The 10,562-nt window shown below is 68.5% G+C and carries 15 protein-coding genes and 1 pseudogene; 9 read left to right on the plus strand and 7 right to left on the minus strand.

The genetic code is table 11. From position 1 onward, the window contains the following. A pseudogene (locus ACU5AP_RS15515) lies at positions 1-200 on the minus strand (nitroreductase family protein); the annotation flags it as partial. A 45-nt stretch (positions 201-245) separates the two neighbouring features. Between ACU5AP_RS15515 and ACU5AP_RS15520 the strand changes: the two are divergent. From ACU5AP_RS15520 to ACU5AP_RS15530, 3 genes are all read left to right on the plus strand, one after another. Continuing rightward, complete coding sequence (locus ACU5AP_RS15520; protein WP_446681484.1) at positions 246-875, plus strand: NUDIX domain-containing protein; 630 nt, start codon at positions 246-248, stop codon at positions 873-875. 29 nt (positions 876-904) lie between these two features. Next, on the plus strand, positions 905-1,726 hold the full coding sequence (gene cysE / locus ACU5AP_RS15525; RefSeq protein WP_112999312.1) for a serine O-acetyltransferase: 822 nt from the start codon (positions 905-907) through the stop codon (positions 1,724-1,726). Positions 1,727-1,842: 116 nt separating this feature from the next. After that, complete coding sequence (locus ACU5AP_RS15530; protein WP_003164469.1) at positions 1,843-2,049, plus strand: DUF3126 family protein; 207 nt, start codon at positions 1,843-1,845, stop codon at positions 2,047-2,049. A gap of 80 nt (positions 2,050-2,129) precedes the next feature. Here the strand turns inward: ACU5AP_RS15530 and ACU5AP_RS15535 are convergent, their stop codons facing one another. Beyond that, entirely contained in the window at positions 2,130-2,729 is a 600-nt protein-coding gene (locus ACU5AP_RS15535; protein WP_440228762.1) for a hypothetical protein, read from the minus strand. Between the two features lie 80 nt (positions 2,730-2,809). Here ACU5AP_RS15535 and ACU5AP_RS15540 point away from each other — a divergent pair, with 80 nt between their 5' ends. After that, positions 2,810-3,676: a 50S ribosomal protein L11 methyltransferase gene (locus ACU5AP_RS15540; protein ID WP_046653689.1), complete on the plus strand. Its 867-nt coding sequence runs from the start codon at positions 2,810-2,812 to the stop codon at positions 3,674-3,676. Positions 3,677-3,754: 78 nt separating this feature from the next. Here the strand turns inward: ACU5AP_RS15540 and ACU5AP_RS15545 are convergent, their stop codons facing one another. From ACU5AP_RS15545 to ACU5AP_RS15555, 3 genes are read right to left on the minus strand one after another with little or no spacing between them, the layout of a single operon-like run. After that, positions 3,755-3,973: a tautomerase family protein gene (locus ACU5AP_RS15545; RefSeq protein WP_312295418.1), complete on the minus strand. Its 219-nt coding sequence runs from the start codon at positions 3,971-3,973 to the stop codon at positions 3,755-3,757. A gap of 13 nt (positions 3,974-3,986) precedes the next feature. After that, the gene (locus ACU5AP_RS15550; RefSeq protein ID WP_128115416.1) at positions 3,987-4,364 is read right to left on the minus strand and encodes a nuclear transport factor 2 family protein; all 378 of its coding nucleotides are present in this window, start codon (positions 4,362-4,364) and stop codon (positions 3,987-3,989) included. Then, positions 4,361-4,978, minus strand: coding sequence for a glutathione binding-like protein (locus ACU5AP_RS15555; RefSeq protein WP_046653686.1), 618 nt, complete (start codon positions 4,976-4,978; stop codon positions 4,361-4,363). Before ACU5AP_RS15555 ends, ACU5AP_RS15550 begins: the two co-directional genes overlap by 4 nt. 117 nt (positions 4,979-5,095) lie before the next feature. Between ACU5AP_RS15555 and ACU5AP_RS15560 the strand changes: the two genes are divergently transcribed. The 5 genes from ACU5AP_RS15560 (at position 5,096) to ACU5AP_RS15580 (ending at position 9,538) form a co-directional block, all read left to right on the plus strand. Beyond that, positions 5,096-5,464: a winged helix-turn-helix transcriptional regulator gene (locus tag ACU5AP_RS15560; RefSeq protein ID WP_046653684.1), complete on the plus strand. Its 369-nt coding sequence runs from the start codon at positions 5,096-5,098 to the stop codon at positions 5,462-5,464. Between the two features lie 110 nt (positions 5,465-5,574). Then, the gene (locus tag ACU5AP_RS15565; RefSeq protein ID WP_440228758.1) at positions 5,575-7,398 is read left to right on the plus strand and encodes an aminopeptidase P family protein; all 1,824 of its coding nucleotides are present in this window, start codon (positions 5,575-5,577) and stop codon (positions 7,396-7,398) included. A gap of 4 nt (positions 7,399-7,402) precedes the next feature. Further along, positions 7,403-7,774: a CidA/LrgA family protein gene (locus ACU5AP_RS15570; RefSeq protein ID WP_046653680.1), complete on the plus strand. Its 372-nt coding sequence runs from the start codon at positions 7,403-7,405 to the stop codon at positions 7,772-7,774. Next, the gene (locus ACU5AP_RS15575; RefSeq protein WP_446681485.1) at positions 7,771-8,463 is read left to right on the plus strand and encodes an LrgB family protein; all 693 of its coding nucleotides are present in this window, start codon (positions 7,771-7,773) and stop codon (positions 8,461-8,463) included. Before ACU5AP_RS15570 ends, ACU5AP_RS15575 begins: the two co-directional genes overlap by 4 nt. A 91-nt stretch (positions 8,464-8,554) precedes the next feature. Then, the gene (locus tag ACU5AP_RS15580; protein ID WP_128719826.1) at positions 8,555-9,538 is read left to right on the plus strand and encodes an aldo/keto reductase; all 984 of its coding nucleotides are present in this window, start codon (positions 8,555-8,557) and stop codon (positions 9,536-9,538) included. A gap of 63 nt (positions 9,539-9,601) precedes the next feature. Here ACU5AP_RS15580 and ACU5AP_RS15585 read toward each other — a convergent pair whose 3' ends face one another. Both ACU5AP_RS15585 and ACU5AP_RS15590 read right to left on the minus strand, forming a co-directional pair. Then, the gene (locus tag ACU5AP_RS15585; protein ID WP_003164483.1) at positions 9,602-10,024 is read right to left on the minus strand and encodes a DUF2147 domain-containing protein; all 423 of its coding nucleotides are present in this window, start codon (positions 10,022-10,024) and stop codon (positions 9,602-9,604) included. 182 nt (positions 10,025-10,206) lie between these two features. Then, a partial coding sequence (locus tag ACU5AP_RS15590; protein WP_446681486.1) for an exonuclease domain-containing protein occupies positions 10,207-10,562 on the minus strand: 356 nt, incomplete at its 5' end.

Consider the following 10,562-nt stretch of genomic DNA (forward strand, 5'->3'; position numbering starts at 1 on the left):
ATGACGAAGCGCCAGGGAAACAGCTTGCCGTGGTCCGGCGTGCGGGCGCCCAGCAGCAGCATCTGCTCGATCTCGGCGTCCGAGGGGCCGGGCAGGGCCAACGACTGGGCCGGGGCCGAGCGGCGCACGGCCATGCGCGACAGCAGCTCTTCCGAACGGACGGGCAGGGGCAGGGCGGAAGCGAGGTCTGACTGGCTCATGGCCGATAGCTAGGCTTTCGCGACGCGCTGCGCCATAGCAGGGGCATGAGTCAGATCCGCGACATCAAGCCTCGCTGGGCCGAGGGCCTGCCGGACACGCCGCCGTGGCGCAGTCTGGGGACCAGCGTCCTAGTCGACACGCCGTGGATGCGGGTGACGCGCCACCCGGCGATCGCGCCGACGGGGGCTGACGCCGACTATGTGGTCGTGCGGCCGAAGAATGTGGGCACGGGCGTGCTGCCGCTGCATGACGACGGGACGGTCAGCCTGGTCGGGCAGCACCGCTTCGCCCTGATGCGCTATTCGTGGGAGATGCCCGAGGGCGGAGCGCCGGAGGGCGAAGACCCCTTCGAGGCCGTGAAGCGCGAACTGGCCGAGGAGGCGGGGCTGACGGCGCAGCACTGGCGCGCGGCGCTGGACGTGGACCTGTCCAACTCCATCACCGACGAACGGGCGATGGCCTGGGTGGCCTGGGGGCTGGAGGCGACCGAGACGGCGCCGGACGAGACCGAGGTCTTTCTGACGGCGCGCGTGCCGTTCCGCGATCTGATGGCCGAGATCGCGCGCGGGGCGGTGCGCGACGGGCTGACGGTGGCGACGGCGTACCGCGCCTACCATATGGCGCGGGAGGGCGAACTGCCGGCCGCGCTGGCGCGCGCCATGCTGGGCGCGTAGGATCGCCGCCTGAAGTCGAAGGAAGCCTGATGGCCAAGCTGGAAGTCGTGCCGAAGCAGCCGGACCTGTGGGCGCAGTTGCGCGCCGCCGCCGAAGACGCTGCGCGCGAGGAGCCGCGCCTGGCGTCGCAGCTGAACGCCGTCGTCCTGGCGCATGAGGATTTCGCCGGGGCGCTGAGCTTCCAGATCGCGCGCAAGCTGGGCGATGCGGAGCTGGGGGCCATGACGGTGCGCGAGGTGGCGCTGTCGGCCTTCGCCGCCGATCCGGGCATCGTGGCCGCCGCCGAGGCGGACCTGAAGGCGGTGCAGGAGCGCGATCCGGCGATCCGGTCGCTGTTGCAGCCCTTCATGTATTTCAAGGGATTCCAGGCGCTGCAGGCCTGGCGCGTGGCGCACTGGCTGTGGGAGCAGGACCGCGACACCCTGGCCTTCCATTTCCAGAGCCGGATTTCGGAGTTGTTCCAGCTGGACATCCATCCGGCGGCGCGGATCGGCTCGGGCGTCTTCCTGGATCACGGCACGGGCATCGTCATCGGCGAGACGGCGGTGATCGGGGACGAGGTGTCCATGCTGCACGCCGTGACCCTAGGCGGGACCGGGGCCGAGCGCGGCGACCGCCATCCGAAGATCGGGCGCGGCGTTTTGCTGGGCGCCGGGGCCAAGGTGCTGGGCAACATCACGGTCGGCGACTACGCCAAGGTGGCGTCCGGCTCGGTGGTGCTGAAGCCGGTGCCGGCGGGCTGCACCGTGGCGGGGGTGCCGGCAAGGCTGGTCAACTGCCCGACCGACGCCACGCCTGCGCGGACCATGGACCATACGCTGTCCGACATCGTCTATGACTTCGTGATCTGAGGGCGGTCGCTGCGCCTGTGGACGCCTGACGCGCGGGCTTCCCAAGGCGGGACGGCTTCTCTAGGGTCCGCGGCCAACGACATGCGCCTCACCGGCGCCAAAACGAGGCTGACCCCGTGACCGAGAACGACCTGAAGCGCGTCGAGACGCACCTGAAGCGCACCTTCAACCACGGCGGCATCAAGGTGAAGGCCCGCAAGGTCGCCGACTCCGCCGAAGTCTATGTCGATGACGAGTTCATCGGCGTGGTGTTCGAAGATGAGGACGAAGCCGGCTCCTTCATGTTCGAAATGGCCATCCTGGCGGAAGACCTGCCGGAATAAGCCGTCTCAGCCATGAGAATTGAAGAAGGCCGGAGAGGGCGTCCTCTCCGGCCTTCTTTGCGTTTGCGATCAGCCTCTGATCACCAGCCGAACAGACGGGCGAAGAAGCCCTTCTTCTGCGGGGCGGGGGCCTCGACCGGCTTGACCGGCTCGGCGGCGGGCTTGGGCGTCGTCGCCTGAACGGGCGGCTCGACCGGAGCGGGGGCCGCAGCGACGACCGGCTCGGGCTTCGGCGCAGGCTTGGTCTCGGCGATGGGCGCGGGGGCGAGGGAGGCGGCGACCGGCGTCTCGACCGGGGCCGGAGCGGCGGCCTTGGGCGCGGCGGGCTTCTTGGGAGCCGCAGCCTTCTTCGGCGCGGCGGCCTTGGCCGTGGTCGTTTTGGCGGAGGCCGGAGCCTTTGACGCCGCAGGCTTCTTGGCGGCAGTCTTTGGCGCTGCAGTCTTTGGCGCGGCGGCCTTCGGCGCAGCGGTCGCCTTGGCTGCGGCGGGCTTGGCCGTCTTGGGAGCAGCCGCCTTGGCCGGAGCCTTGGCGGCGGCCTTCGTCGCGGCGGGGGCCTTTACGGCCTTGGGCTTGGCGTCAGCTTTTGTCGCTGTCGCGCTCGACTTTGCCGCTGGTTTCGGCTTGGAAGCGGCGGAAGCCGCTTTCGCGGCAGGTTTCGTTTCAGACGGTGCTTTGGCCATAAACTCCCCGACCCCTCGTTGGACACGGGCGTAAGGACAAGCCCGCACTGGCGATTCGTCATTATAACGGTGTTTGAGAAATGTCCGAATCCGCAGTTCAGGTGATCGCGCGCGGCGATCGCGCCCCGGCCGAAGCCGCCGCCGCCGCCATCGACGCCAACCCCCTGTTGGAGAACGCGACCTATTCCATCCTGGAAGAGGATGAGGACAAGGAAATCTGGCGCATCGACGCCTTCCCCACGACCGATGAAGAGGCCGAGGGCATCGCCGAAATCCTGCGCGCCACGCCGGGGCTGGAGGTCGTGGTCGAGAAGCTGGCCGACGCCGATTGGCTGGCCATGAGCCTGTCGGGCCTGCCGCCGGTCGAGGCCGGGCGCTTCTTCGTCTACGGCGCGCACGATCAGGGCAAGGTGCCTGAGGGACGGGTCACGCTGAAGATTGATGCGGGCGCCGCCTTCGGCACCGGCCACCACGGCACGACGGTCGGCTGCCTGGAGGCGTTCGACAATCTGCTGAAGACTGAAAGCTTCGAGAAGGTGCTGGACGTGGGCTGCGGCACGGGCGTTCTGGCCATCGCGGCGGCCAGGACGGGGTCGCCCATCGCTGTCGGCACCGACATCGACGAGCCCTCGGCCCGCATCGCCAATGAGAACGCCCAGATCAACGACGCCAAGTGCGAGTTCTATTTCGCCGACGGCCTGAGCGATGCGCGCATCGCCCAACACGCGCCCTATGATCTGGTGTTCGCCAACATCCTGGCCGCGCCGCTGGTGTTCCTGGCGCCCGAGATCGGGGCGGCGCTGAAGTCGGGCGGGGTGGCCATCCTGTCGGGCCTGCTGCGCACCCAGGAGGAGCGGATTCTGGAGGCCTATCTGCCGCTGGGCTTCGTGGTCGAGCAGACGATCCATCATGATGCGTGGAGCGCCCTGCAGCTGCGCAAGAAGTAGGGCGCAACGGCGGTTGTTCGCAAACAAGCGCAGCCCGGCTGAAAAGGCCGGGCTGCTTTGTCGCGCGGGCCGGGCGTTCTAGCTCTTCGGCGTGGCGGCGAGGGACTGGCGGTATTCATCGACGGGCAGGCCGCCGACGCCCCAATCCTCCAGCGGCACCTCGTCTATGACCACGAAGGTCACGGCGGGCGGCTTGTCGAGCACCTCGTAAAGCAAGTCGGTGACGCCGGCGATCAGCTGCGCCTTCTGTTCTCGTGTCGCGCCTTCGCGGGTGATCCGGATGTTGACGTAAGGCATTGCTGCGCCCCTCCTAGGCTTTGCGTTCGATGATCTGGAAGACCTTGGCGATGATCCGCCACTGGCCGTCAGTGCGCACGAGAGACAGGAAGTCCACGAAGTCCCGGTCGCCGATCGAGCAGCGAACCCGCGCAAGCGCCGTATTGTCGCCGGCCAGCTGAATCTCGTCGATATGATCCCGCCTCGGCTCCTGGCGCGAGGCGGGCGATTGCCGGGCTGCGACGATGGGGAGGTATTCCTCCATGGTGCGGAACAGCAGGGGCGTCTCGTCGGCGGTGGCGTAGATAGCCTGCGGGTGGAAGACCGACGTCAGCTTTTCGACATCGCAGTCGTAGAGGCCGTCGAAATAGTCCGTGAGCAGGCGCGTGATCTGGGGGAAGGGGGCGGTCATGCGGCGTCCTTCAGCAGGCCTTCTTGCAGCAGGGCGGCCCTTACGGACGCATGGGCGCCCATGCGCGACATGAAGTCGTACAGGCGCGGCCAGCCCTGAAGGCTGAAGCCGATGAAGCCCGTCCAGTTCAGCACGACGAACAGATAGATGTCCGCCACGCTCATTCGATCTCCGAGCAGGTAGGGGCTTTCCTGTCCAAGCATCTGTTCGACCTCGCCGAGGCGTCGTTTGAGCAGGGCCTCGGCCGGCGCCCGGCGTTCGCCCTGCGCCTCGCCGTGGAAGAAGGGCGAGAAGGCCTTGTGCAGCTCGGAAGAGATGAAGCTCAGGGCCTCTTGCAGGCGCACGCGATCCCAGCTTCCGGCGGCGGGCGCCAGACGATCGGGCTGCAGGTCGGCCAGATACTGAAGCACCGCCGGGTTCTCGGTGACGACCCGGCCGTCCTTGAGCTCCAGAGCCGGCACATAGCCGCGGGGATTGACGGCGCGATAGTCGCGACCGTCCTCGGTCAGGCCCGCGTCGGTATCGACCCTGATCGCCTCGAACGCCTGGCCGAGTTCGATGAGGACGATCCGGGAGGCGAGCGAACACGCTCCCGGCTTGAAGTAGAGGCGCATGGAAAAGCTCCTGTCTGAAGAGAGGGCAGACCTAGGCGTCGAGGTTTCCATTGCCATTGAAGTTTCCAATGGTTATCGCATTATGGAGTTTCTTCCCGGTAACCGGCGGCTTTCGACATGACCCTCAAGATGCGCAAGAACCGCAGCGCGCCGCCGCCGGAACGATGCGACCTGACCGAATGCATGGCGGTGATCTCGGGAGCCTGGGCGGCGAATGTGATCTGGCATCTGCGCGAAGGCCCGCGGCGGTTCAGCGAGCTTCGCGCCGATATCCCGCCCGTATCCGCCAAGGTGCTGTCCCAGCGTCTGCGCGAGTTGCAGGCGCGGGGCGTTCTGGATCGACGGGTCGTGCCGACCTCGCCGCCTTCGGTCGAATACGCCCTGACGGCGCTGGGCGGCGAACTGATCCCGGCGCTGACGGCCATCGTCGAGGTGGGCCATCGCCTGAAGGCGGCGGCGAAGGATGCGCGGAAAGACGCCGACTGAAGCGCGGACGCCCTGCTGGTTCTGAAGGTCGGGGCGAAAAATCGCGAACGCGGCGGATGGGCCGGAAAGCCGCCTTCTCGCGCCGGACGAGAAGGGTATAAGAGCGACCCATGCGCCAGACATTCGACGAAACCACCGATCCGTCCTTCGGGGCCAAGCACCTGCCTCTGCTCCGCGCCGAAATGGCCAAGCAGGGCCTCGACGGCCTGCTGGTCCCGCACGAGGACGAGCATCAGAACGAATACCTGCCCGACGCCAATGAGCGGCTGGCCTGGGTCAGCGGCTTCACCGGCTCGGCCGGGGCGGGCGTGGTGCTGAAGGACCGCGCAGCGGTCTTCGTCGACGGCCGCTATACGGTGCAGGCCAAGGCCCAGACGGACGAGGCACTGTTCGAGCGTCAGCCGCTGAACAAACTGGCCGACTGGCTGGCGGCCGTGCCGTCGGGCTGGGTGATCGGCTATGATCCGCGCCTGCACAGCCCCGATGCGCTGGCGACCCTGCGCGCCGCGGTCGAGAAGGCCGGGGCGACGCTGAAGGCGGTCGAGGCCAATCCGATCGATCTGGCCTGGGGCGACGCCCGCCCGGCCCAGCCGCAGGCGCCGGTGGTCCCGCATGAGGACCGCTATTCCGGCGAGGACGCCGCGTCCAAGCGCGCCCGCATCGGCAAGGCCATCGCTGACGCCGGGGCCGAAGCCGCCGTGCTGACGGCGCCGTCGTCGCTGGCCTGGCTGTTCAACATTCGCGGCGGCGATGTGATCCGCACGCCCCTGCCGCTGGGACAGGCTGTGGTGAAGGCGGACGGGACGGCCAGCGTCTTCCTCGACCCGGCCAAGGTGACGAACGAACTGCCCGGCTGGCTGGGCGATGCGGTGACGCTGGAGGCGCCCGAGGCGCTGCCGGGCGCGCTGGACGCCCTGTCGGGGCGCAAGGTGATGATCGACCCGGCCGTGTCGTCGGCCTGGTATTTCGACCGGCTGGAAGCGGCGGGCGCGACCATCGTGCGCGGCATGGACCCCTGCGCCCTGCCGCGCGCCCAGAAGAACGCCGTCGAGATCGAGGGCAGCCGTCAGGCTCACATCCGCGACGGCGCGGCCCTGACGCGCTTCCTGCACTGGGTCGATACGGTCGCGCAGAAGGAGTTGCCGGACGAGCGGGCGGTGGTCGAGGCGCTGGAAGGCTTCCGCGAGGCGACCGGGGTGCTGAAGGATCTGTCCTTCGACACCATCGCCGGGGTCGGGCCGAACGGCGCCCTGCCGCACTACAAGCCGGTCGGGGCCAAGATCCGGCCGATGGAGGCGGGCTCGCTGCTGCTGGTGGACGGCGGCGGTCAGTATCTGGACGGGACCACGGACGTGACCCGCACCATGGCCATCGGCGAGGGCACGGCCGATCAGCGCCGGATGTTCACCCTGGTCCTGAAGGGCCACATCGCCATGGCGGTGATCCGCTTCCCCGCCGGAACCAGCGGGCGCCAGCTGGACGCCGTCGCGCGCCAGCCGCTGTGGAATGCGGGCTTCGACTTCGACCACGGCACCGGCCACGGCGTCGGGTCGTATCTGGGCGTTCACGAGGGGCCGCAGCGCATCGCCGGATGGGGCACGGATCAGCCGCTGCTGACCGGCATGATCCTGTCGAACGAACCGGGCTATTACCGCGAAGGCGAGTGGGGCATCCGCATCGAGACGCTGCAGGTCGTCACGGCCCCGACGCAGGTTCCGGGCGGCGAGCGGCCGATGCATGGCTTCGAGCAACTGACGCTGGCGCCGCTGGATCGTCGTCTGATCGATGTGGCGCTGCTGACGCCGGACGAGCGGGCTTACGTGGACGCCTACCACGCCGAGGTGCTGGCCAAGGTCGGGCCTCTGCTGGCCGATGGCGTGCAGAAGGACGAGGCGGCGCTGGAATGGCTGAAGGCGCAGACGGCGCCGCTCTGATCCGATGATCGGCGCCATCGCCCTGCTGCTCGTCTGCCAACTGGCGGGCGAGGTGATCCACCGGCTGACGGGCCTGCCCCTGCCGGGGTCGGTGATCGGCATGGTGCTGCTGCTGGCGTGGCTGGCCCTTGTTCCGAGGGAGCGGCTGACGCTGACCCAGGTGACGGGCTGGCTGACGGCGCATCTGTCGATCATGTTCGTGCCCGCCGCTGTCGGGGTGATGGAGGAGGGGGCGATCCTGTCGCGCTATGGCGTCGGCATCGTCGTGGCGGTTGTGGTCTCGACCCTGCTGACGCTTGCGGTGACGGCGCTGGCGTTCCGCGCCGTGGCCGGACGTGAGCCCGAACCTGATGATAGCGGGGAGGGCGCGTCGTGAGCGGTCTGATCGCGACGCCCCTTTTGTGGCTGGCGGTGACGCTGGCGGTGTTCGAGGCGGCCGACATCCTGTCGCGGCGCAGCGGGCGCCATCCGTTGTGCCATCCGGTGCTGCTGGCGACGCCGGTGCTGATCGGGGTGCTGCTGGCGACCAAGACGCCCTATGCGACATACGCCGAGGCGACGCAGGTGCTGGGCTTTCTGCTGGGACCGGCGGTGGTGGGGCTGACCGTGCCGATCTGGGCGCAGCGGGCGACGATCCGGCGGCTGGCCAAGCCGCTGACCTGCGCCCTGCTGGCGGGGGCCGCGACGGCCATCGTCAGCGCCGTGGGCATCGTCTGGCTGTTCGGCGCGCCCGCAGAGATCATCGCCTCCATCGCCCCGCGCGCCATGACGACGCCGGTGGGGATGGCTGTGGCCTCTCAGTTGGGGGGCATACCGGCTCTGGCGGCGGTGATCGTGCTGATGTCCGGAGTGATCGGGGCGATGACGGCGACGCCGCTGTTGAACCTGCTGAAGATCAGGGACTATCGGGCGCGGGGCTTTGCGGTCGGGGTGTCGGCGCACGGATTCGGCGCGGCGCGGGCGTTTCAGGTGGATCAGACGGCGGGCGCCTTCGCCAGTCTGGGCATGGCGCTGAACGCCGTGGCGACGGCGACCATCCTGTCCATCGTGGCCAGCCTGATCTGAGGCCGCTCCCTTGAAATAAGGCCATACGGCGCCCATCTGAAGCACGTCGGTGGATGCGTCGCCGACCCCTCACATCAGAAGGAATGCGCGGATGAAGATGCGCAAGCTGGGCCGTAACGGCCCTGAGGTCTCGGCCGTCGGTCTGGGCTGTATGGGCATGAGCGCTTTTTACGGCGCAGCGGACGAGGCCCAATCCATCGCGGTGATCCACCGCGCGCTCGACCTGGGCGTCACCCTGTTCGACACGGCCGAGATGTACGGCCCCCACACCAATGAAGTCCTGGTCGGCAAGGCGCTGAAAGACCGCCGCGACGGAGCCTTCATCGCCACCAAGTTCGGCATCAACCGCCAGCCGGACGGCTCGGCCGTGACCGACGGCTCGCCCGCCAATGTGCGCCGTGCGGTCGAGGGCAGCCTGAGCCGTCTCGGCGTCGACCACATCGACCTCTATTATCAGCACCGCATCGACCCCAATACGCCGATCGAGGAGACGGTCGGGGCGATGGCCGAACTGGTGAAGGAAGGCAAGGTGCGCTTCCTGGGCCTGTCCGAGGCGGCGCCCGCCACCCTGCGCCGCGCCCATGCCGAGCATCCGATCACGGCCTTGCAGACCGAATATTCGCTGTGGAGCCGCGACCCGGAGGACGAACTTCTGGGCGTGGTGCGTGAACTGGGCATCGGCTTTGTGCCCTACAGCCCGCTGGGCCGGGGCTTCCTTTCGGGGGACATCAAGTCGATCGATGACCTGGCACCCGACGATTTCCGTCGTACCAACCCGCGCTTCGCGGGCGACAACTTCCAGAAGAACCTCGATCTGGTTGATGCGGTCGGCGCCATCGCGGCGGACAAGGGCGTGACGGCGGCGCAACTGGCCCTGGCTTGGGTGCTGGCGCAGGGAGAGGACTTGGTCCCCATCCCCGGCACGCGCCGGATCACGACGCTGGAGCAGAACGCGGCGGCGGCGGACATCGTGCTGACGCCGGATGATCTGGCGCGGATCGAGGCCGTCTTCCCGCGCGGGGCGGCGGCGGGCGAGCGCTATGCGCCCGGCGGCATGAGCTCGCTGAACCGCTGATGTGAAAACGCCTCCCTCACGATCGCGGGGGAGGCGTCTTTCATTGAGGCTTGTGCGAGAGGCTTACTGGACACGGGTCCAGGTCTGGGTCTTGCACAGGGGGGCGACGATGCAACCGCGCAGGCGCAGGGTGTTGTCGTTGGTCAGGGTGATGGTGCCGCGATAGGTGCCGCCGTCCTCGGGGTTGTAGACCGAGCCGCCGCGCCATTCGGTCGGACCGCCGGTGAAGCCCGACAGCATCCGCAGGCCGCGCAGGGGGCGGGTCCGCAAGGACTCGTCCTTGTTGCGGGCGTCGCGCACGTTCGGATCGGCGCGGATATGGCTGGAGGTGACGAGGACGCCGCACAGGGCCTGGCCGCAACGCTCGATGCGGACCTGGCCGCCGTTGGTCGGCGTCTGCCACAGGCCGGTCGGGTCGCTGGCGAGGGCCGGAGAAGCGAGGGCGGCGGCTGCGACGGCGAGCGCCGTCAGGACGGAGGTCTTCATCGGCGTTTTCCTTCTGACGGATCGTTGAGGCGATCCCTTGGACGAAGGATGATCCGGGGTTCGGTCCGAAACAAGGCCGAAATTGTGAACTTCACTCAATGATTACATGACCTTAGGTCAAGTTGACCGCGCTGCGGGCGCCTAAGGCGATGGATTCGGACGTCTTTTGCTGGAGGCGTCGATCAGCCGCCGCGCGGACGGCGGGGGCGGGTTCCGGCGTTGGAGCAGGCCGAATAGCCGTCGCGCCAGACGCGGCCCATGGTCAGGCGGCTGGCGTCGGCCAGGGCGCGGCAGTCGGCCGCCTGATGCACCTGCGCCGCCGCCAGGGCCACGGAGGCGCAGGCGAAGGCGTCTTCGGCCGCGTCGTGGTGGCGGAAGGCGACGCCCAGTTCAGCGCAGACGTTGTTCAGCTTGTGCGAGGGAAACTCGGGCCAGCTGATCTGGGCCAGCTTGACGGTGCAGAGGTAGTCGAACTCAGGATAGGTCAGGCCGTAGTGGTCGCAGGTGTTGCGGATGACGCTGACGTCGAAGGCGGCGT

Source organism: Brevundimonas sp. RM1 (genome assembly GCF_052907225.1).